This is a genomic window from Pseudoalteromonas thalassia (genome assembly GCF_049257215.1).
In the GTDB taxonomy this organism is placed as follows: Bacteria; Pseudomonadota; Gammaproteobacteria; order Enterobacterales; family Alteromonadaceae; genus Pseudoalteromonas; species Pseudoalteromonas lipolytica_C.
Map to the genome: position 1 here is coordinate 102,415 of NZ_JBMMUE010000002.1, position 22,307 is coordinate 124,721.

Here is a 22,307-nt window from a genome sequence, read left to right on the forward strand (position 1 = left end):
TGTTAAATGATAATTTAACTTAATAAATGGGTGCTCGTAAACTATAAACTCATTCTTACTGAGGAGAGTTAATTATGAGTAATTCATACCCACGCACTTTTTCGCATATTGGTATTTCTGTTCCAGACCTTGACGCGGCCGTTAAGTTTTATACCGAAGTATTAGGCTGGTATCTTATTATGGAGCCAACTGAGATTACCGAAGATGACAGCCCTATTGGCCAAATGTGTACTGATGTTTTCGGTGCTAACTGGGATAAGTTCCGAATTGCTCACCTATCAACGGGTGATCGAATTGGGGTTGAGATTTTTGAGTTTAAAAACCAACAAAATCCAGAAAATAACTTTGAGTACTGGAAAACCGGCATTTTTCACTTTTGTGTTCAAGATCCTAACGTTGAAGAGCTTGCAGAGCGCATTGTTGCTGCAGGTGGTAAAAAACGTATGGAAAAACCACGTTATTATTACCCAGGTGAAAAGCCATACCGTATGATTTATATGGAAGACCCGTTTGGTAATATTTTAGAAATTTACAGCCATAGCTACGAATTAACTTACAGTGAAGGCGCTTATTAATTTTGCCTATCAATTAGTAATAAGCTAGCCCTTGTAGAAAGTGACGATTTATTTATGCAAATCGTTACTTTTTTGAGCTTACCGGAACGATGAAAAACAAAACTTCGCTATTCTTTAATACTTTCACCGCCTTAACATTGCACAATTGGCAATTTACTAGCACTATTATATATTAAGAAGACTTTAGTCTGAGGTAAACATGCACGACAAGCAAACTCATTGCCAGCCAACAGGTTGCAATAACTGTAAAGACAAACTAGAACTTGGCTTTGATTTCACCATGGCTTTTCAGCCTATCATTGACTGCGCAGCAAAGCAGATCTTTGGTTATGAAGCATTAGTTCGCGGGCCTAATAATGAGTCGGCTTATTCTGTTATCTCACAAGTGAACGATGAGAACCGCTATACCTTCGACCAACTTTGTCGTATCAAAGCTATTTCGCTTGCAGCAAAGCTAAAGCTTGATTCTATTTTGAGTATCAACTTTTTACCTAACGCGATTTACAAACCTGAGCGCTGTATTAGAACAACCCTTGAAGCAGCTAAACAATATGACTTTCCGGTAGAGCAGATTATGTTTGAGTTTACCGAGGTTGAGCAAGTTGAAGACACGAATCACATTAAACGTGTTGTTGAATATTATCAGTCGTTGGGGTTTATTACGGCTACGGATGATTTTGGTTCTGGTTATTCGGGTTTAAATTTATTAGCTGACTTTCAAAGCAATATTATTAAGCTTGATATGGCACTAATTAGAGATATTCATTTAAATAAAACTCGTCAAGCAATTGTGAGCCATTGTATTGCGATGTTTGATGAATTAAATATCACTACGCTGGCTGAGGGTATTGAAACGATTGAGGAATATCAATGGTTATGCCAAGCTGGGGTGAGTTTAATGCAAGGTTATTTATTTGCACGTCCGGGTTTTGAGAGTTTGCCTGAGGTAGATTTTAGTCTGTTGCGTGAGGCTTAAAACTTGCGTCAGCCCGCATCAGATTTATATCAAAAACCTAATTTACAAAGAGATCATAAGACGCTGCGCTTTAGAGGATTCATATAAAGTAGCTGTCTATTTCAAATGCTCATTGTCTTCTCATTCACTTCTCTTTGTGAAATAAAGATTTGAACCACAGAGGTCACCGAGGCGCTTCGCTTTAGAGAAGTACACTTTAATACCTCCGTTTCTTCCTCTGTGCTCTCTATGTCCTCTGTGGTTCAAAAAAGATCTGGCAAACTGTTCTTCTCGATAAATAGGTTACTTGGCTGTGTCTTAGAAGAAGGTTGGTGAAGTTAATTTGGGTTTCCTCATTCACTTCTCTTTGTGAAAAACAATATAGGAACCACAGAGTACACCGAGGCGCTGCGCGCTACACTGAGACACCAAAATTCACAAAGAGGATAAGAGGCGCTTCGCTTAAGAGAACTTTTTGTCTTCCTCTGTGCTCTCTTTGTCCTCTGTGGTTAGAAAAAGATCTATCAAGCTAATATACAATTAACTGATTTACCCTTATTCGCTTCTCTGTGCGCATAAAAAATCCTACGGGCTGATTTAAGATTAAGAGCACTAACAGATGCTTTTAGGCCGCTTTCCAACTTTAATTTGTACCTTTTTCAATTTAAAAATAACAACTTACTGATTGCCGTAATTACAATTTATCTGTAACTTGTGTCGCCCATTTCGCTACGCACTACTATAATATTAAGCGAAATCAACATTTTCATACTAAATACTAGGGATACACAATGAAAAAACTTCCTATTGCATTGGCTCTATGTGCTGCTTTTGTGTCTGCAAACACAATGGCAGAGGTTCGCATAAATGGCTTTGCTTCTATTGTTGGCGGTAAAGCCCTTGACGACGACGCAACGCTTTATGGTTACGATGACGATATTTCGTTTAAAAACGAAAGTATGTTCGCATTACAGCTTTCTGCAGATTTACAAGAAAAACTAAGCGCTACGGCACAAATTGTAGCGCGTGGTAGCGATGATTTTGATGCTGAGTTTGAGTGGGCTTATTTAACCTATGAGTTCAGCGATGAGCTACAAGTGAGTGCTGGTAAAATGCGTGTGCCTTTTTACCGTTACTCAGACTTCTTAGACGTTGGTTATACTTACCGTTGGGTTCGTCCGCCGCAATCTGTTTATAACCTCCCGTTTTCAACGTATGAAGGCCTAAGCCTGTTACACAACACACAATTAGGTGATTGGGATTCAACCGTTCAAGTTATTTACGGTAGCTTCGATGGCAACATTGCTGTGGTATCGGTTAATGGCGATACAGAGCTTAATGATATTGCTGGTATCAACTGGACGATGAGCTACGACTGGTTCAGTGCTCGTGCTGCATACTTTGTAGCAGACACAACAATTGCAATCGAAAACGACACCGATGCAGGTGTTGCGCTTAATGGCCTTGAGCAAACGCTTAGAGCTGCGGGCTTTGTTGATCAAGCTGATGATATTGCTGTTAACAAAGATGATGGCTCTTTCTTCGCTGTGGGCTTTTCGATTGATTACAACGACATTCTATTTGATGCTGAATACACTGAGTTTGAAGTAGAAAACAGCGCCCTTGCTAAACAAACTCAATACTATACCTCTGTTGGTTACCGTATGGATGAGTGGATTGTGCACTTAACTTACGAAAATAACGACGACAAACACGATAGCAACCGCTACAACGCACTACCTGCAGTACCAGCTTTAAACGCAGGTATTAATCAGGTGCTTGAGGGCGTAAAAGCGAAGAGCAATGTGTATACCATTGGTACTCGTTATGACTTCCACCCATCAGCTGCTTTAAAAGTAGATTTCAGCCGCTTTAAAGATGATATTTCAGATACAGAAACCGACGTTGTTGCTGTTGCTGTTGATTTAGTTTTTTAATTGGAGTTTATGATGAAAAAATTATTAATCGCTACAGCACTCACCGTTTGTTCGCACGCTGCATTAGCTGATGTTGCTGTTATTGTAAACCCTGCAAATGGCAATGCTATTGATGAAGGAACAATCAAAAAGATTTACCTTGGCAAAGCAAAGTCGTTTGATGATGGCACCAAAGTAAATCCGGTAAACCAAGACGGTAACAGCGTAAGCGACGAGTTTAACGATAAGGTGGTTGGTAAGTCGAGCAGCCAGCTTAACGCTTATTGGTCAAAACTGGTATTTACAGGTAAAGGCACGCCACCTGAAAAACTAGCAAACGATCAAGCTGTTATTGATTTTGTTGCAGCCAATAGCGACGCCATTGGTTATATCGATGCAGCAAAAGTAACTGATAAAGTTAAAGTAGTAGGTACTTTTTAAGTGCTAGCTTAAATACTCACTACCGTTAATAAAAAACCAGGCGATGCCTGGTTTTTTATGCGCTTAAATTACTCAACTTTAAATTTTGCAGTGGCGTCGAGTAACGAATCAGAAAGGTAATGAAGGTTCTTCGCTACATCACGTACCGCCGAGAGTGAATCCATTGTTTCTTCAAACGACATATGCATATTCGACACGTTCTCAACCACCATACTTGCCACAGATGTTTGTTCTTCGGTGGCTGCGGCAATCTGAGAGTTCATGCCGTTAATTGATAATATCTGCTCAGAAATTTTATCAATAGATTGCCCTGTATTTTCAGCAGCTTCAGCATTGTTTGTAGCCATATCTCGGGCTGAGTTCATAGCAGTTACCGCATCGCTTGCTGCGGTGGTTAGTGTTGTAAGTAGCTCTCTGATCTCGTTAGTTGAGTGTGATGTTCTTGAAGCAAGCTCACGCACTTCGTCAGCAACAACCGCAAAACCACGGCCTTGTTCACCTGCACGCGCAGCTTCAATAGCCGCATTTAAAGCAAGTAAATTAGTTTGCTCAGCAATAGAGGTAATTACATTTAAAATTTGCGTTACATTTTTAGTGTCATTCGCCAGCTGGTTAATTGTCGAAGCAGCTTGGTTAATTTCATCACTTAATGTACGTGACTCACTTACAGAGCGTCGTATTTGCGTTCGGCTTTGCTCTACTTCCCGTTCAGCGGTTTGCGCAGCTTGCGATGCGTTTGCCGCTGAGTGAGAAATATCAGCAACACTTTGACGCATTTCTTCCATCGATTGCTTTACGATTTCGGCATCTGATGTTTGTTTGGTTGTTGCACGCTCTGCGCGTTCCATACCTTGCACAAGCCGAGTTGAGTTTTCCATTAATGGCTCACACACCGCTATTACTTCAAGTACAGCAGCCTTTAGTAGCTGTATAAAGGCATTAAAATTAATTGATACCTGACCTATTTCGTCTTTAGCGTGTACTTCAAGTTGAGTGCTCAGCGAGCCTTTCCCATCGGCTAACAAACGTAAGTTACTTGCCGCAGCACTGGCTGATGAGCCAATTCCACGGGCAATCCAAATCGATGTAGCAATTAGTAACAGTAATGAAACTCCCGAGACAATCAGCATTAAATTAAGCGCATTGTCTGAACGAGCTTTGGTTGCTTGTACAAGCTCAAAAAAGCGATCATCAGCGCGAGATTGAGCACGCTTAAAACCTTCAAGCACGGTTTCGTACTGTTTGGTTTTTTGCTGGGCTTGCTGCTGAATTTTGCTGAAGTCGGCAGTTCCTTCAATCATCGAGCTTGCAATACTCGAAGACGTTTGTGCATAAAGCTCTAACTGTTTTTTTGTATCGCTATTCACGTAGCCATCGTTAATGCTGATGATATCTTGTAGGTTTTCGTTAATCTTTTTATAGGTTTGTGCTGCGCTATCGACTAAATCTGATTCACCAAATGTCACTGCCTGTGTATATAGTTCGTCTAGTTTTTCGAGTAAGGCAACATTGGCGGTAGTAAGTTTTACGACTTGATAGGATGACTTTTCTAATTCATCGAGTGAAATTTTGTTATCGTTCATAGCGATAAAGTTGGTTACCACTATAATCACGAATGCCGTTATGGCAATGCATGTTATGGCATGTATCTTTTTTGAAATGCTTAAGTTGTTGAAAGAGAAACCTGCAGACATTTAATCCACCTTTGCTGTCATAGTCTTAATATTATCGCCCGATTTCCCTAAAGTATTAACTATATTTATATATTTTCAGGTTTTTTTCGTATTTTGTGCCGTTTTTTTAGGATCTGGATGAAGAGCGAGAAGATAATATTCAAAAAGACAAGAGCTTTCAGCCTTCAACTCTGAGATGCGCGAAACAAGTTTCACGCCTACGCGTAGCAGCCGGTTTATCCCGCGTCATCAGGTGCTAGATTTTGGGCACTAGGCGCTAGGACGCGATGTAAAATCGCTACTACCTCGAATCTCGCATCTCATAACTTTCCCCTTTCCCCTTGAAACTTTCTCTTTTTTAATGGCGTTCTTTAGGGCTGATCTGTATAATCCGCGGCCTATTATTTACCCTATTGCTTGTTTATTTTCGCAGTTTCTGCGCCCATAACCCTGTCAGTATTTTTCTAGGAATAATTCGTTGATTTCAACCGCAAATATCACCATGCAGTTTGGTGCAGAGCCTTTGTTTGAGAACATTTCAGCTAAGTTTGGTAATGGCAACCGCTATGGTTTAATTGGCGCGAATGGCTGCGGCAAATCGACCTTTATGAAAATTCTAAGTGGTGCGCTTGTGCCAACCTCTGGCAATGTGTCGATTGCACCGGGTTTAAAGCTAGGTACGCTTAGCCAAGACCAGTTTGCATTTGAGCAATACACTGTGGTTGATGCGGTTATCATGGGTGATGCCGAGCTTTGGAAAGTAAAACAAGAACGCGACCGTATTTATTCACTGCCAGAAATGAGTGAAGAAGATGGCATGAAAGTCGCTGAGCTTGAAAGCGTTTTTGCCGAAATGGATGGCTACACAGCAGAAAGCCGTGCAGAAGAAATTTTGATCCAAGCGGGTATTGAGCAAGAGTTTCATTACGGCTTAATGGCGAACGTTGCGCCGGGCTGGAAACTACGAGTGCTTTTAGCGCAGGCACTGTTTGCAAACCCTGATATTTTGCTACTTGATGAGCCAACCAATAACCTTGATATTCACACAATTACTTGGCTAGCTAACGAGCTTAACCAGCGAAAGTGTACGATGATTATTATCTCGCACGACCGTCACTTCTTAAACTCGGTGTGTACACACATGGCCGATATCGACTACGGCGAGCTAAGAATTTACCCAGGTAACTACGAAAAGTGGATCGAAGCTTCAAGCTTACAACGCGAACAACTGCTTGCTGAAAACGCTAAGAAGAGCGCTGAAATTGACGAGCTACAAGAGTTCGTAAACCGCTTTGGTGCTAACGCATCAAAAGCAAAACTAGCCAGCTCTCGTGCTAAGCGCATGGATAAAATTAAGCTTGATGAAGTAAAAGCATCAAGCCGTATTAGCCCATCACTTCGTTTTGACGAAGGTAAAAAGATGTATCGCCAAGCATTAGAGCTTACTAAACTAGGTCATGGCTTTGAGGGTGAAACCCTATTCAGTGGTGGTGACTTATTGCTAGAAGCCGGTGCTAAGCTTGCGGTTATTGGTGAAAACGGTGTAGGTAAAACCACCCTATTACGCTGCCTTGTTAACGAATTACAAAGTAACGAAGGTGTGGTTAAGTGGTCTGAAAATGCCAGCATTGGTTATTGCCCACAAGACAGCAGCAAAGAGTTTGATAATGACTTAACTCTGTTCGATTGGATGTCGCAGTGGCGCACCGCTAAGCACAACGATTTAATGGTTCGTGCTATGTTAGGCCGTTTATTATTCACTGCAGATGACGCTAACAAAAAAGCACGTAACTGCTCGGGTGGTGAAAAGAACCGTCTATTGTTTGGTAAGCTGATGATGCAAGACATCAATGTGCTAATTATGGATGAGCCAACTAACCACATGGATATGGAAGCCATTGAAGCGCTCAATAATGCTTTAAAAGATTACCAAGGCACGCTTATTTTTGTGAGCCACGACCGTGAGTTTGTATCGTCATTAGCGACTCGTATCATCGATATTAAAGATAAAAAGCTTATCGATTTTCAGGGCACGTTCGACGAATATATGGACCATGTTGCGCAACAAGCGCAGTAAGCTTAAACAGGTTTTATAGCTATTCCCTTTATTTGGTGGCTTTGGTGGTTCTGTTTAGATTTAAACATTGAACCACTAAGGCGCTAAGTGCTTCACAAAGAAACTAAATTCACAAAGAGGATAAGAGACGCTGCGCTTTAGAGGATTCTAATTAAGTAGCTGTCTATTTCGCATACTCATTGTCTTCTCGTTCTCTTCTCTTTGTGAGTAAAGACAATTGAACCACAGAGTACATAGAGGCGCTGCGCGCTACACAGAGAAAACAGTATTTACAAAGAGATTATGGTTTCTCCTTCTCTTACTCTGTGCTCTCTGTGTCCTCTGTGGTTAGAAAAAGATCCAGCAGACTAATATACATTTAATAATTATCTGAAGTACCCTCTTTCACTTCTCTTTGTGAAAAAGATATTGGAACCACAGAGGTCACCGAGGAGCTACGTGCTTCGCAGAGAAACTAAATTCACAAAGAGGATAAGAGACGCTGCGCTTTAGAGGATTTAAATTAAGTAGCTGTCTATTTCGCATACTCATTGTCTTCTCGTTCTCTTCTCTTTGTGAAAAAGATATTGGAACCACAGAGGTCACCGAGGCGCTGCGCGCTACACAGAGAAAACAATATTTACAAAGAGATTATGGTTTCTCCTTCTCTTACTCTGTGCTCTCTGTGTCCTCTGTGGTTAGAAAAAGATCCAGCAGACTAATATACATTTAATAATTATCTGAAGTACCCTCTTTCACTTCTCTTTGTGAAAAAGATATTGGAACCACAGAGGTCACCGAGGCGCTGCGCGCTTCACAGAGAAACTAAACTCACAAAGAGGATCAGAGACGCTGCGCTTTAGAGGATTTAAATTAAGTAGCTGTCTATTTCGCATACTCATTGTCTTCTCTTTGTGAAAAAATATTGGAACCACCGAGGCGCTACACAGAGAAAACAAAACCCAAGCCAGTCCTACGAATGAAAGCATTAGGTTCTGGGTTTTAGGCGCTAGGACGTGATATGAAATCGCTGTTACCTTGTCACTTTGCTCTTTTAACTCGCTAACTTCCCTAAACTAAAAAAGGCTACACATTGTGTAGCCTTTGTACTTAAAGGAATTTTAAATTAAATATCAAAGCGATCGGCATTCATTACTTTTACCCATGCGTCGACAAAGTCTTTCACAAAACGCTCTTTGTTGTCGTCTTGTGCGTAAAACTCTGCGTAAGAGCGTAGGATTGAGTTTGAACCAAACACTAAATCAACGCGTGTTGCTGTCCATTTAGTTACACCCGTGCTGCGATCAATTATGTCGTAATAGCCTTTACCCAGTGGTTTCCACGTATTAGCCATATCGGTTAGGTTAACGAAAAAGTCAGTACTAAGTGTGCCTACGTTATCTGTAAATACACCGTGTAAAGTGCCATTATGATTAGTACCAAGTACACGCATACCACCAACAAGAGCGGTCATTTCTGGTGCAGTTAAGCCCATTAATTGCGTACGCTCTAACATTAGCTCTTCTGCTGAAACAGCGTAATCTTCCTTGAGCCAGTTGCGGAAACCATCATGAATTGGCTCAAGTACGTCGAACGAGTCTGCATCTGTCATCTCGTCCGTGGCATCACCACGACCCGGCGCAAATGGTACAGTTACATCAACACCCGCGGCTTTTGCTGCTTGTTCAACCGCTGCTGTACCACCTAAAACAATTAAGTCAGCTAGGCTTACTGGTTTACTTAAACTCGCTTGTACTGACTCAAGTGCGCTTAATACTTTAGCTAAACGCTTTGGTTCATTACCCGGCCAATCTTTTTGCGGCGCTAGGCGAATACGAGCACCATTTGCACCACCACGATGATCTGAACCACGGTAAGTACGGGCGCTATCCCATGCTGTAGTGATTAAATCAGCTTGGCTTAAACCACAGTTAAGTAGCTTGGTTTTAAGCTCGCTAATTTCGCTGTCTGATAAGGTGTAATCCACCGCAGGGATCGGATCTTGCCAGATCAGATCTTCGCTTGGTACATCGGCACCCAAATAACGTGATTTAGGACCTAAGTCGCGGTGCGTCAGCTTGAACCATGCACGTGCAAACACATCACTAAAGTATTCAAAATCATCGTTAAAACGCTCGATAATCTTACGATAGGTTGGGTCCATCTTCATTGCCATATCGGCGTCGGTCATGATTGGATTTAAACGAATTGATGGATCTTCAACATCAACTGGTTTGTCTTCTTCTTTAATATCAATTGGCTCCCACTGCCATGCACCTGCTGGGCTCTTCTTAAGTTCCCACTCGTAGTTAAGCAGCAAGTAGCAATAACCGTTATCCCATTTGGTTGGGTGAGTAGTCCACGCGCCTTCGATGCCCGACGTCATGGTATCGCGACCAATACCCCGTGAATTGTGATTGTTCCAACCTAGGCCTTGCTCAAACACATCAGCCGCTTCTGGCTCAGGGCCAACGTTTTCTTCACTACCATTACCATGAGTTTTACCCACGGTATGACCACCCACTGTAAGTGCGGCAGTTTCTTCGTCATTCATTGCCATACGGGCAAATGTTTCGCGAACTTGTTCAGCCGTTTTAAGCGGATCAGGATTACCATTCACCCCTTCTGGGTTTACATAAATTAAGCCCATTTGTACTGCTGCTAATGGGTTTTCCATGGTGTCTGGTTTTTCTACATTTGAATAGCGCTCATCACTGGGTGCTAACCATTCTTTTTCAGCGCCCCAGTAAACGTCTTTTTCTGGATGCCAAATATCTTCGCGACCACCCGCAAAGCCAAAAGTTTTTAAACCCATTGATTCGTAAGCCATATTACCGGCTAAGATCATTAAATCAGCCCAAGAAAGTTTGTTACCGTATTTCTTTTTAATTGGCCAAAGTAAACGACGTGCTTTATCTAAGTTAGCGTTATCTGGCCATGAATTTAATGGTGCAAAGCGTTGGTTACCCGTACCACCGCCTCCGCGACCATCTTCTAGACGATATGAACCCGCTGAGTGCCACGCCATACGGATCATTAAACCCCCGTAATGGCCCCAGTCAGCTGGCCACCATTCTTGGCTTTCGGTCATTAAGTTTTTTAAATCGGTTTTAACAGCTTCAAGATCAAGAGATTTGAATGCTTCTGCGTAATTAAAGTCTTTGCCGTAAGGATTCGTTTTACTGTCGTGTTGATGAAGAATGTCGAAATTGAGTGCGTTTGGCCACCAGTCGGTATTTGATTGAGCGGTGACAGTGTTACTACCATGCATTACCGGGCACTGGCCCGTTTTTCCATTACTCATTATGTGCTCCTCATAAGCTAAAAATATGACGAAACGCTAAAAGCTCACTTTTATCCCTTTCGTCATAAAGAGAGATTTCTAATAGTTATGAATAACTAATAGCAAATAAGTTCCTGCTGTTTAAAACTATAGAAGTTGTACTTTGATAAAGCTAGATTAAGAACATGGATTTAAATCGATTGCACCGATAGAAAAATCTGATTTGATTCATTTTGCAAAACCGTCCATTTTATAAGGGTATTATTAAACAGCGAGTAGCCCTTATGAAAACCATTAATCCTGAAGTTGCTAGACAACTAAGCATTAACTTTTTTATTGCCAATTTACCTATCTTGATGTTAACGGGCCTTGTAGTCGCATCGCTTGTGGGATTAACTTTTCGAAGCTCGTTAATGTTTTGGCTTGCGCTACTAATAACACCTATAAGCTTTAATTATTTATATTCTAAAAAACGTATTAAGCAGTTTTGCAAAGACAACAAATGCACTGATATTTCTTGTCTTGCCAAGCAAACTGATTAATTTTTAATTTTATTACCCAGTCACCAGATTATTTAGCCTGCAACTTGTTTAAAAATTAATTAGTTATGCAAGTTTTTGCGGCAATTTGAAAGTGACGGTAACGCCGTTATTTGGCTTGCTATCGATGCTGACTTCGCCTTGCAGTGCTTGCGTTGCAAGGTTATAAACTATCGACATACCCAAACCACTACCTCCATTGCCACGTTTGGTGGTGAAGAATGGCTCAAACACTTTATGCATTACATCTTCACTCATGCCATGACCATTGTCTAAATAGCAAATAGAGTAGGTATCGCTTTGTTTATCAACGGTTACTGATATTGTTATTTTATTTTGATCTCTGCCCACAAACCCATGTACACAACTGTTGTTAACAAGATTCAGAAAAATTTGGCTTAATGCCCCAGGTACAGTTATTAGCTTAAGGTCGTCATTACATTGAATATCGACTTCGATATTATGGCTTCGGGTCAATGGCATTAAACTATGTAAAATATTTTCAAGGTAGTCTTTGATGTTTGTTTCAAGTAAGTTCAAAGATGATTGGTCAACAGCAGTTTGCTTAAAATCACTAATTAGCTTTGCCGCGCGCTCAAGATTTGCAAAAGAAATCTTAAAACATTCATTTAAGTGATTCATTCCTTCAAGTAATGCCGTTTTAGTTAACGTATTAGATTCTATTAATTTATTTAAGGTATTAAGTTTATCTTTGGCGGAGCTATTCGCGGTGACTGCAATGCCAATTGGGGTATTTACTTCATGTGCTATACCCGCTACAAGGTTACCAAGCGAAGCCATTTTTTCTGATTCGATCAACTTTTCTTGCATGGTCGTCAATTCAGATAAGGTCACTTCGAGCGTGCGAGTACGCTCTGCCACCCGTTGCTCTAATAATTGATTGGCACGTTCAAGCTTTGCATTGGTTCGTTCATTTTCTTGAGCCGACAGTGCTCTGCCATATAAATCTGCTAATGCACCGATAAATGAACACTCATCTTCACTCCAGTGCCTTGCTCCACCAATATGCTCACAACAAAATATTCCGATCATTTTACCTTTATAGCGAATCGGCGCATCGAGCATAGCGCCAATATTAAGCGGTTTCAGGTAGCTTTCACTAAACTCAAAAGTGGCTGGATCGGTATGGGCATCTTCTGCGGTGATCGTTCGCTGGGTATCGAGCGCTTTAAAATATGCTGGATATGCATCGCGTGGAAGAACCAGTGTCTGAATTTCCTGATTATTTTCTCTATCAAGTAATAATCGGCATTCAATGGCGGTGTTTTCGGCATTTAAAAGCCAGATCCCAGCTCTGCCTATTTCTAGGCCATCAAGAACAGCATTAAGGATTAAGCGTTCAGCTAATTCAACATTACCACTGTCAAGATCAGAGGAAATTGATACTCCATAGAGCAGTTGGACTAGTTGTTGGCGCATACCATCACCTTTTAGTTTTACATCAACTTAAGTCTAGACGAACATAGCCATTCTTAAAGACTGACTTTGAATTTTTAAAAAACCTTTTAGTATTAAGTGGTTGTTCAGATAGACACAGGTATATTTATACCTAACTCCTGTTGATACCCCTTACGACTTTATGTTGTTTAAGCAGTTTGGCCAGCTCTCCCCCGAGTTGGCTTTTTTTTGCCTAGTCCCCAGTGCTCACGCATGTTAAAGTGAACTTAGAATTCACTAAACATAAATAAGTTATGCGTTATATCTTAATTTTAATCACTTTTTTAATGAGCTTTCATACGCTAGCGGCAGCTCAAAATGAACCTGAAAACCGCCCAGCCCTTAGTGAAGCCGAACAACAACAAGCACTGAATAACCTTCAAGAACCAATGTATAAGCCTCTTTTAGAGCGTTATATTCTTGATGAGTTAAAAGCAGTTCGCCAAGATCAGCAAAAACTGAGAGAAGATGTCACTAAGCAAGTCACTCATACGCAGTTAGATACAGCCGATCGCGCGTTAACCTACACGACAGACACCATCAATAATGTATTTTTTATTATTACAATTACTGCCTCAATTTTGGTTTTAGTTGGTTGGAATTCACTGCGTGATGTGAAAAACAAAGTAGAAGATATTGTAAATACGCGTGTTAGTGCCATCACTAAAGAATACGAAGAGCGCTTAAAAGTTCTTGAAGAAAAACTACGTGAGCGATCTGAAGAGATCTTATTAAATCAGCAAAAAATCTCGATCACTAACGAAGTTCATTCACTGTGGATGCGTGCTAACTTAGAAAGTGATGTTGCAAATAAAGTAGAAATTTTTGACGAGATATTAAAACGTAAACCTGAAGACGTAGAAGCGATTGCTTACAAAGCAGATGCACTGTTAGAAATAAATGAAACGGGTGAGGCTATTGAGCTATGTAATCAAGCCCTCGAAATAGACAGTGACTATGGCTATGCATACTGGCAACGTGCGTGTGCTTATGCATTACTTCATAAACATGCTGATGCGATGGCCGATATTCGTATGGCACTTGAATACTCACCAAACCTTCGTAACGAGCTATTACACGAAAGCGCTTTTGCCAGCCTTCACGACAACGACAGCTTTAATTCGTTGTTAAATGAAACGGTTTAGCCTAACCCCATGTAGCAGCGGGTTTATCCCGCTGTAGGCAGTTTAATCATCAGATATTAGATTTCCGATTTGTGGGGTTATTTAGGTCGAGCGCTCTTCTCAGCATTCGACCTATTCACTTTCCAGGTCGGTTGGGTCGAGCGAAGCGATAACCAACATATAGAGGCTATCAGACACGCGAAACAAGTTTCACGCCTACGAATGAAACATTAAGCTTTAAGTTCTGGGACGCGATGTAAAATCGCTACTACCTCACATCTCGTTACTCGCACCTTTGCTCTTGAAACTCGCTAACTTGAAATTCACTGACTTTCAGCCCTCCAACAAAAAAGAGCAGCTGCGCTGCTCTTTTCTAATGCCTAACGAAAGAATAACACTTTGGTTATTTTGCCGTTTTCGACTTGATAACTAGTTACAAACTCGGCTCGCTTATCAACGACTTTGGGATCCTCAGAACAAGTCTCTGATAGTTCATGATCAATCACTATATTACCGTGCACAATGCGTTTTATCGGTGAAGACTTAATGCACTTTAATTTTTTAAACATAATACCGTATCGTGCAATTAGCTTTTCTTTACCGGTAAACATAAGCTCATTTGGAAACGTATAAAACTCTACATTTTCATCATACATTTTGATAAATGCATCGATATTACGAGCGTTGTACGCTGCAATAACTTGCTCGATTACAGCCATAGATTCTCGTGACTGACGAGCTTTTTCTTGCTGTTTGGCTGTTAAGGCTTCTTTAGCTTGGTTTACAGCTTTTGTTGCTTCAGCAACGGCTTCTTGCTTTTCAGCTGCGGTTTTAGGTTGCGCAGCAGGTGCCGGGTTAACAGAGCCTATTACCTTACTATCATCAGCTTCGGCAACCGTCGCCGTTGCAGCTTCTTTCTTTTCAGTGCCCTTATTAACGGCTTCTGGTTTAGTTACTTCAGTTTGGCTTTTAATTACCGCAGAGTTTTCGCTCTCTGTAGCTTTGTCTTCAATAAATTCTAAACGTGCAACATCTTTCTTTTCTGTTTTTTGTTCGGTTTGTTGCTGGCTTTGTTCACTAGTTTGGTCACTAGCAAAAACCTGCCATGTGAATAGTAAACTGATGGCAAAAAATAACGGTTTCATAATTTTCCTAAATGCATCATGCCTCAATAAAGGCGCTAAGGTAGCAAATTATAGCTGTTTGGCATAGTTTTTTACCAATATTGCTCTACTGTGATCTGCCCAGGTTCACGACGTCTATTGCGGCTAAAACCAAGCTCTAACAAAATAGCCGTAGTATCTTTTACCATTTCTGGATTACCGCAAATCATAAACTGTGTGGTGTCGGGAGCAACAGGACGGTCTATAACTTGAAATAAACGACGGTCTTTGATCACATCTGTGATCCGGCCATTAAATCCCACTGTGGCTGACTCTCGGCTGACTACAGGCGAATAGTAAAGGTTTGGGTACTGATGCTGGAGCGCTTTGATTCGCTCTTGATAACTTAAGTCCTCGTTGAAACGTACACCATGCACCAAATGAACATGCTCAAACTTTTGCCACACTTCGCCCTGCTCTAATATTGATATAAAAGGCCCAAGTGCTGTTCCTGTGCTCAGCATATATAGCTGTTCACTGCTTGGCACTTCATCAAGGGTAAAAAAGCCTGTAGCACGACGCTCAATTGTTACTGAGTCGCCCGGCTTTAATTGTGCAAGCTGTTGAGAAAGTTGTCCGTCTTTAACATTAATCAGATAAAACTCAAGATCAGGATTATTTGGTGCATTCACGTAAGAATATGCGCGTGCTACGCGTTTATCACCCACTTGCATTGCAAGCTTTGTAAACTGCCCAGCCGTGAATGGCTCTACATCGGCATTAACAATTAAGCTAAATAATGAGTCGGTCCACCATTTAACGTCTTTAACTTTTGCTTCAATCCAATTAGACATACAAACCCTCGAGTATTGTTCCTCTATTAAAGGTGGCAACAATTGCTTGAATTTTCAAGTTTTAAGAGGCGGTTGCAAGATGCAAACTGGATTTTACGCGAGATAAATACGCAGCTATAAAAAAAGCCGCATAAATGCGGCTTTGAGGTTAGTCTCACTTCACTTTGGGCGTGTTTCCAAATTTCAGTGAATACGTTACCAAGGAACTTATTTAAATTGATTCTAAAGCAATTTTAACCATTTCGTTAAAAGTGCTTTGACGCTCTTCACTTGGTGTTGCTTCACCAGTGATTACGTGGTCACTAACAGTAAATAGTGCCATCGCTTTTGCGCCGTACTCAGCGGCTACGCCGTACATGCCAGCTGTTTCCATATCAACAGCAAGTACGCCTAGCTTGTCTAATTCTTGATAGAATGTGTTATCTGCTTGATAGAACGTATCTGTAGTAAATACATTACCTACCTTTGCTTCAATGCCTAATTCTTTTGCTGCGTTTACACCATTAAGTAATAAACCAAAATCAGCAATAGCGGCAAAGTCGTAACCACGCACGCGTGCACGGTTTACATTTGAATCTGTGCTTGCACCTTGTGCAAAGATAACGTCACGGATTTTGATGTCGCTACCAATACCGCCACAGGTACCAATACGAATTAGATTTTTAACGCCGTAACTAACGATCAATTCACGGGCATAAATTGACATTGATGGAATACCCATCCCAGAGCCCATAATACTCACTGGTTTACCTTTGTAGGTACCGGTAAAACCATACATATTACGAACGCCTGTTACTTGTTTTGCGTCATCTAAAAAGTTTTCAGCAATGTATTGAGCGCGAAGCGGATCACCCGGCATTAATACCGTTTCTGCAAATTCGCCTACATTGGCACTGATATGAGGAGTACTCATTATTGGTTTCCTTTTTTGTTCGCTAATAGCTGGTCTTTAAAGCTATCACCGTATTCAAGTGCAGGAAGATTAAACCACTGGGCAAGGGTTTGACCTATGTCTGCAAAACTAGCTCGTTCTCCAAGCGGGGTGTTTGTCATTCCCGGTTGGTAAGCAAGTACTGGCACGTATTCACGTGTATGGTCAGTACCTGCTGCTGTTGGATCACATCCGTGATCGGCAGTGATGATTAACACATCATCGCTATTTAGCTGATTTAAGATGGTTGGTAGGTAATCATCAAACTCTTTTAATGCTTTAGCATAGCCAACTGCATTACGACGATGACCGTACTTTTCATCAAAATCAACTAAGTTTGTAAAAATCAAACTATGATCAGGTGCGCTTGCGATGACTTCTGAGGTTTTCTCAAGTAAGTTCATCAGTCCTGGCGCTTTGTGTTTTTGGGTGATGCCTTGATGCGCATAAATATCGGCAATTTTACCAATACTTATCACTTCACCGCCGTCTTGCGATAATTTATCAAGCAAGGTTGGCGACGGTGGTAGCACCGAATAGTCACGACGATTACCTGTGCGGGCAAAATCGTCACGGCTCGAACCCAAAAATGGCCGCGCAATCACTCTTCCTATGTTCATTTCATCAAGCAGCGCCCGTGCGATTTCGCAAACCTGATAAAGTTTCTCCAGTCCAAATGATTCTTCGTGCGCGGCTATTTGAAACACGCTATCAACTGAGGTGTAGCAAATCGGCATACCGGTTTGCATGTGCTCTTCACCTAGTTGTTCTAAAATGGTTGTTCCTGAGGCATAGCAGTTACCTAAAATGCCCGGAATACCAGCACGAGCAATTAGCTCGTCAACAAATTCTTGTGGAAAACACGGCTGTGTGTTTGGGAAGTAACCCCAATCAAATAACACAGGTACGCCAGCCATTTCCCAATGGCCTGAAGGCGTGTCTTTACCACTTGATAACTCTTTAGCGTAACCCCATGCGCCAATAGGTGCTTGGCGGTCACTGACTAAACAAGGTTCTTTACCTGCGGCTTCGCATGCATCAGCTAAACCTAAACGGGTAAGATTAGGTAGCGATAACTGCTCACCAGTTTCTTCTGCATAGGCTTTAAGTAAATGAGCAAAGGTATTTGCGCCTACATCACCAAACTTCTCTGCGTCGGGTGCTGCGCCAATTCCTAGGCTATCTGCCATTAAGATAAGTGCTCTTGCCATGGGTACCTCGTTATCAATATGTGGCTACTTTATATGCTCTTCGAATTTTTGGTACAGGACATAAGTCCTGTTTCATAAAACAGAAACATTATAAATTTGCATCTCTAAGCGAAGCAAAAGAGATTAATCGTGTCTTTTTTGCTATTGTGATCTACCTAACAATGTTTCCTTCTGTGTGGGCGAGAACTTTAGTGACACGAACAATTATAGCTATTGCTGGCGCATCTGCGTCGGGCAAGTCTCTTTTTAGCAAGACGATTTATAACGAATTAGTCAATGAGCTTGAACCGGGCGCGATCGCAGTGATCGAAGAAGATGCTTATTACAAAGATCAGTCGCATTTGCCGTTTGACCATCGAACGCAAACAAATTACGACCATCCTGATGCTTTCGAGCATGAGCTTTTGCATGAGCACTTACTTCAGTTGCGCGCTGGAAAATCAGTAGACGTACCAACTTATGACTATGCAATGCACACCCGCAGCGATGAATCGCGTCGAGTGGCACCTGCAAAAGTACTTATCGTTGAAGGTATTTTGCTACTGAGTGATCCGGCACTTCGAAAAGAATTTGATATTAAGGTGTTCATTGATACACCGCTAGATATCTGCCTTATGCGCCGTATGCAACGAGATATGGAGCAGCGTGGCAGAACATTACAGTCCGTTGTTGATCAATATCAAGCGACAGTGCGACCTATGTTTTATCAGTTTATTGAGCCATCAAAGCACAAAGCTGATCTCGTAGTCACACGCGGCGGTATGAATCGCGTTGCCATTGATATAATTAAAAGTAAAATAAAATATTTACTGCAACAATAACAACGGGAAATAGTCAGTATGACGACATTTATGAGCTTAGTAGGCATTGTTGTGCTACTAGCCATTGCTTTCGCGGCTTCAACGAACCGTAAAGCAATTAATTTAAGAACAGTAGGCATCGCCTTTTTACTTCAATTGCTAATTGGTGGCTTTGTCTTGTTCTTCGAAGTGGGTAAAAACGTACTGGCAAGTATGTCTCGAGGAGTGTCATCAGTTATTGGTTATGCCAATGACGGGATTAGCTTCTTATTTGGCTCACTGGCATCGCAAGATACCCTAGGGTTTATTTTTGCGATACAAGTATTGCCCGTTATTGTGTTCTTCTCAGCACTGGTTGCTGTGTTGTATCACATCGGGGTGATGGATTGGATAATCAAGATTCTAGGCGGTGGCTTACAAAAGCTATTGAAAACCTCGCGCCCTGAATCGCTTTCTGCAACCGCCAATATTTTCGTTGGCCAAACAGAAGCACCATTGATTGTTAAGCCATTCATTGCCAGCATGACAAAGTCAGAGCTATTTGCGGTAATGGTAGGTGGCCTTGCTACCGTAGCTGGTTCAGTTATGGCAGGTTACGTAACAATTGGTGTAGAGCTTAAATACTTAATTGCAGCCAGCTTTATGGCAGCACCGGGTGGCTTCTTAATGGCAAAAATGATTGTGCCAGAGACAGAAACACCAAAAGAAGATTTAGCAGATTTAGAGATACAAGAAGAAAAACCGGTTAACGTAATTGATGCAGCAGCATCAGGTGCCGCAAACGGGATGCAACTAGCACTAAATGTAGGTGCGATGTTACTTGCTTTCGTAGCACTTATTGCACTTCTAAATGGGCTATTAGGCGGTATTGGTGGTTGGTTTGATCACCCAACATTAACGCTACAAGAAATTTTAGGTTACGTATTCGCTCCAGTGGCATGGTTATTAGGTGTACCGTGGAACGAAGCAGTAATCGCAGGCAGTTTTATAGGTCAGAAGGTTGTAGTTAACGAATTTGTTGCTTACCTCGACTTTATTAATTATCGCGATACGTTAAGCGCGCACACACAAGCGATTGTCACATTCGCGTTATGTGGGTTTGCTAACTTATCATCGATAGCAATTTTACTAGGTGGATTGGGCGGTATGGCGCCTGGTCGGCGAAAGGATATCGCACGCTTAGGGCTCAGAGCAGTGTTAGCAGGATCTATGGCTAACCTCATGAGTGCAGCAATTGCAGGTTTTTTCCTCTCGCTAGCTTAGAAACTTAATGAGATGAGCCGTAGTTGCAAAACAATAGGATAGAACTTTAAGGGGTTAAAGGTCTATCTGACTTGAACGATACTTCACCAAGGGCCGCAAGGCCCTTTTATCGTTTTTATGTGCTAAGATTTATTTACTAAGTCTTTTTAAGTATCCGCATGAACCGTTTTCAACTTTTTATACTGATATTTTTTCTCAGTTGGCCTGCCTTCAGTACACCAACACTTACGGTTGTCACTGAGCTTTCTCCGCCAAATCAAACGTTAATTAATAATCAAGTAACAGGTGACAGCACCGAGTTAGTCAAAGCTATTTTTGCTAAAGCAAATTTACAGGCAAATATTGAGCTCTATCCGTGGGCACGTGCTTACAACATGGCACTAAAGAAACCGAACACACTTATTTTTAGCATGGCTAAAACTCCCGAACGAGAAGCTCTATTTCATTGGATTGGAGAAATAGCGACTTATCAAATGGGCTTTGTTAAATTAAGCTCTCGCAGCGATATAGACATCTCCTCAAACGAACAGGCTAAACAATACAAGATTGCCGTGCAACGACATGACCTAGCGGCTCAACGCTTAACTGAGCGAGGTTATGTCGTGGTATATACCTCAGACATCACTAAATCATATCAGTTATTAATGGCGGGCAAGGTCGATTTAATTATTGATGATAAAAATTATATAAGTGCAATGGCTGAGCAGCTAGCACTAGATGAGGCTCGCTTTAGCTTTGCTTACGCTATCGACTTTTTAACTATGAAAGGTTATTTAGCTGCGAGCCTAAATACGCAGCCAAGCTATATTAAGGCGCTTAAACAAGCGTTTGTTGAGGTTTCAAAAACAACCCAATACCAAAACGTGATGATGACAACAAACTAGCTTTACTCTATTGGGACAAAATAATCTGCAATATATTTTTCGAGTAAACCGCGCTGAATCAATCGATCATAACTTGTCTGTAGTTTTGATAAGATTTCATCAGGGATATCTTTATTAAGAGCTAAAAAGTTACCTTGTGTTCTCTCAAGCGGTAACTCAACCAGTTTGACAACCTCTTGCCCATAATGCCCGTATTGCATTAATAAATACCGAAATGACAACTCAGAGCCAACAATTAGTTCAACCTTGTTTTTTAAAAACAGATTTATACATTCATAGTAATGACTTACTTTTAATAAGTTCTTATCTGCTTTAAACCCTAAGCTCTCTAAAAAGTTTTCGTAAATACTCTCTCTAACAGTACATACGCTGTATTCTTTTACTTGAGCTAGGTCACGCGGGTTGATGTGCTCATTAGATTTGAGGCGATAAAAGAAGTTTTTTGATGACGCAAGCGGGCCTATCCAATTAAATAGTGCTTCTCTGTCGGTAATACGCGCAGTTGACACTAAACCAGACAATGGCTTTTTTTGCGCTAAATGATAGGCTCTAGGCCAAGGCAATAGCTCAAATTGACACTCAATCTCTGCATCCACACACATTGCCCTAACAAACTCTAGGTTAATACCCTCTAGGTGACCTTTGTTGGAAAAGTTATAGGGTGGAAATTGCTCTGTATAAATGGTGATAGTTTGTTTTGCCATCAAACTCGGAGCAAAGCTAAGACAAGCTAAAAACAAATACTTTATGATAATTCGTACATCCTCATTAGATAGCCGAATTAAATATAGAAATATTCATATCTTCAGTCAATTTTTAGGCACAAAAAAAGCAAGCCGTAGCTTGCTTCTTCTTAATATTTACTTTTCAGCAAATATTATAACGGAGTGATGTTATCCGCTTGTGGGCCTTTTTGACCTTGTGAAAGAGTGAACTCTACACGTTGGCCTTCAGCTAAAGTTTTGAAACCGTCGCTTTTGATAGCGCTGAAGTGTGCAAACACGTCTGGGCCATTTTCTTGCTCGATGAAACCAAAACCTTTAGATTCGTTAAACCACTTAACTGTACCTGATACGATGTTAGACATAGTATTATTCCTGATATAAAAAAATTAAACATGCCCTAATGGGCGGGTGTAGCAAAAAATGAGATGGTACTTAAAAACTTCAGGACGGTACTACAAGTATTACTTATACAACAACGAAATAAAGATTTATTAATTACACGCTTTCTTTCTAGCT

The 22,307-nt window shown here is 41.1% G+C and carries 19 protein-coding genes; 10 read left to right on the top strand and 9 right to left on the bottom strand.

The window, feature by feature from the left end; translation table 11 throughout:
• Window positions 1-74: 74 nt before the first annotated feature.
• The 4 genes from AAEU31_RS02865 (at window position 75) to AAEU31_RS02880 (ending at window position 3,887) form a co-directional block, all read left to right on the top strand.
• Window positions 75-575 carry a lactoylglutathione lyase family protein gene (locus AAEU31_RS02865; protein WP_421966370.1) on the top strand — a complete coding sequence of 167 codons (501 nt, stop codon included), beginning with the start codon at window positions 75-77 and terminating at the stop codon, window positions 573-575.
• 199 nt (window positions 576-774) lie between these two features.
• Window positions 775-1,551 (top strand): EAL domain-containing protein, encoded by a 777-nt coding sequence (locus tag AAEU31_RS02870; protein ID WP_421966371.1) that lies wholly within the window; start codon window positions 775-777, stop codon window positions 1,549-1,551.
• A gap of 770 nt (window positions 1,552-2,321) precedes the next feature.
• Complete coding sequence (locus AAEU31_RS02875) at window positions 2,322-3,467, top strand: porin (RefSeq protein WP_421966372.1); 1,146 nt, start codon at window positions 2,322-2,324, stop codon at window positions 3,465-3,467.
• A 12-nt stretch (window positions 3,468-3,479) separates the two neighbouring features.
• On the top strand, window positions 3,480-3,887 hold the full coding sequence (locus AAEU31_RS02880; RefSeq protein ID WP_421966373.1) for a type 2 periplasmic-binding domain-containing protein: 408 nt from the start codon (window positions 3,480-3,482) through the stop codon (window positions 3,885-3,887).
• A 68-nt stretch (window positions 3,888-3,955) separates the two neighbouring features.
• Here the strand turns inward: AAEU31_RS02880 and AAEU31_RS02885 are convergent, their stop codons facing one another.
• The gene (locus AAEU31_RS02885) at window positions 3,956-5,581 is read right to left on the bottom strand and encodes a methyl-accepting chemotaxis protein (RefSeq protein WP_421966374.1); all 1,626 of its coding nucleotides are present in this window, start codon (window positions 5,579-5,581) and stop codon (window positions 3,956-3,958) included.
• A gap of 457 nt (window positions 5,582-6,038) precedes the next feature.
• Between AAEU31_RS02885 and AAEU31_RS02890 the strand changes: the two genes are divergently transcribed.
• Window positions 6,039-7,637, top strand: coding sequence for an ABC-F family ATPase (locus AAEU31_RS02890; protein WP_138558813.1), 1,599 nt, complete (start codon window positions 6,039-6,041; stop codon window positions 7,635-7,637).
• A gap of 1,105 nt (window positions 7,638-8,742) precedes the next feature.
• On the opposite strand, the gene katG is transcribed toward AAEU31_RS02890, so the two are convergent.
• Window positions 8,743-10,920: a catalase/peroxidase HPI gene (gene katG, locus AAEU31_RS02895; protein ID WP_421966375.1), complete on the bottom strand. Its 2,178-nt coding sequence runs from the start codon at window positions 10,918-10,920 to the stop codon at window positions 8,743-8,745.
• A 263-nt stretch (window positions 10,921-11,183) separates the two neighbouring features.
• Between katG and AAEU31_RS02900 the strand changes: the two genes are divergently transcribed.
• Window positions 11,184-11,441 carry a hypothetical protein gene (locus tag AAEU31_RS02900; protein WP_421966376.1) on the top strand — a complete coding sequence of 86 codons (258 nt, stop codon included), beginning with the start codon at window positions 11,184-11,186 and terminating at the stop codon, window positions 11,439-11,441.
• A 63-nt stretch (window positions 11,442-11,504) separates the two neighbouring features.
• Here AAEU31_RS02900 and AAEU31_RS02905 read toward each other — a convergent pair whose 3' ends face one another.
• On the bottom strand, window positions 11,505-12,878 hold the full coding sequence (locus tag AAEU31_RS02905) for a GAF domain-containing sensor histidine kinase (RefSeq protein ID WP_135926706.1): 1,374 nt from the start codon (window positions 12,876-12,878) through the stop codon (window positions 11,505-11,507).
• Between the two features lie 272 nt (window positions 12,879-13,150).
• Between AAEU31_RS02905 and AAEU31_RS02910 the strand changes: the two genes are divergently transcribed.
• Entirely contained in the window at window positions 13,151-14,041 is an 891-nt protein-coding gene (locus AAEU31_RS02910; protein ID WP_135926705.1) for a tetratricopeptide repeat protein, read from the top strand.
• Between the two features lie 359 nt (window positions 14,042-14,400).
• On the opposite strand, the gene AAEU31_RS02915 is transcribed toward AAEU31_RS02910, so the two are convergent.
• The 4 genes from AAEU31_RS02915 to AAEU31_RS02930 form a co-directional block, all read right to left on the bottom strand.
• Window positions 14,401-15,165 (bottom strand): nuclear transport factor 2 family protein, encoded by a 765-nt coding sequence (locus tag AAEU31_RS02915; protein ID WP_421966377.1) that lies wholly within the window; start codon window positions 15,163-15,165, stop codon window positions 14,401-14,403.
• Between the two features lie 71 nt (window positions 15,166-15,236).
• Window positions 15,237-15,977, bottom strand: coding sequence for a ferredoxin--NADP reductase (locus AAEU31_RS02920; protein WP_135926703.1), 741 nt, complete (start codon window positions 15,975-15,977; stop codon window positions 15,237-15,239).
• Window positions 15,978-16,188: 211 nt separating this feature from the next.
• On the bottom strand, window positions 16,189-16,890 hold the full coding sequence (gene deoD, locus AAEU31_RS02925) for a purine-nucleoside phosphorylase (protein ID WP_036972525.1): 702 nt from the start codon (window positions 16,888-16,890) through the stop codon (window positions 16,189-16,191).
• Complete coding sequence (locus AAEU31_RS02930) at window positions 16,890-18,119, bottom strand: phosphopentomutase (RefSeq protein WP_421966378.1); 1,230 nt, start codon at window positions 18,117-18,119, stop codon at window positions 16,890-16,892. Before AAEU31_RS02930 ends, deoD begins: the two co-directional genes overlap by 1 nt.
• 191 nt (window positions 18,120-18,310) lie before the next feature.
• Between AAEU31_RS02930 and udk the strand changes: the two genes are divergently transcribed.
• The 3 genes from udk to AAEU31_RS02945 all read left to right on the top strand — a co-directional run bounded on the left by udk (window position 18,311) and on the right by AAEU31_RS02945 (window position 21,066).
• Complete coding sequence (gene udk, locus AAEU31_RS02935) at window positions 18,311-18,940, top strand: uridine kinase (RefSeq protein ID WP_135926701.1); 630 nt, start codon at window positions 18,311-18,313, stop codon at window positions 18,938-18,940.
• A gap of 18 nt (window positions 18,941-18,958) precedes the next feature.
• On the top strand, window positions 18,959-20,182 hold the full coding sequence (locus AAEU31_RS02940; protein WP_421966379.1) for a NupC/NupG family nucleoside CNT transporter: 1,224 nt from the start codon (window positions 18,959-18,961) through the stop codon (window positions 20,180-20,182).
• 158 nt (window positions 20,183-20,340) lie between these two features.
• A complete protein-coding gene (locus AAEU31_RS02945) occupies window positions 20,341-21,066 on the top strand; it encodes a substrate-binding periplasmic protein (RefSeq protein WP_421966380.1) in 726 nt (241 codons plus the stop codon).
• A 2-nt stretch (window positions 21,067-21,068) separates the two neighbouring features.
• Here the strand turns inward: AAEU31_RS02945 and AAEU31_RS02950 are convergent, their stop codons facing one another.
• Together AAEU31_RS02950 and AAEU31_RS02955 are read right to left on the bottom strand one after the other, a co-directional pair.
• Window positions 21,069-21,770: a substrate-binding periplasmic protein gene (locus AAEU31_RS02950; RefSeq protein WP_135926698.1), complete on the bottom strand. Its 702-nt coding sequence runs from the start codon at window positions 21,768-21,770 to the stop codon at window positions 21,069-21,071.
• A 173-nt stretch (window positions 21,771-21,943) separates the two neighbouring features.
• Complete coding sequence (locus tag AAEU31_RS02955; RefSeq protein WP_036972536.1) at window positions 21,944-22,153, bottom strand: cold-shock protein; 210 nt, start codon at window positions 22,151-22,153, stop codon at window positions 21,944-21,946.
• Window positions 22,154-22,307: the final 154 nt, after the last annotated feature.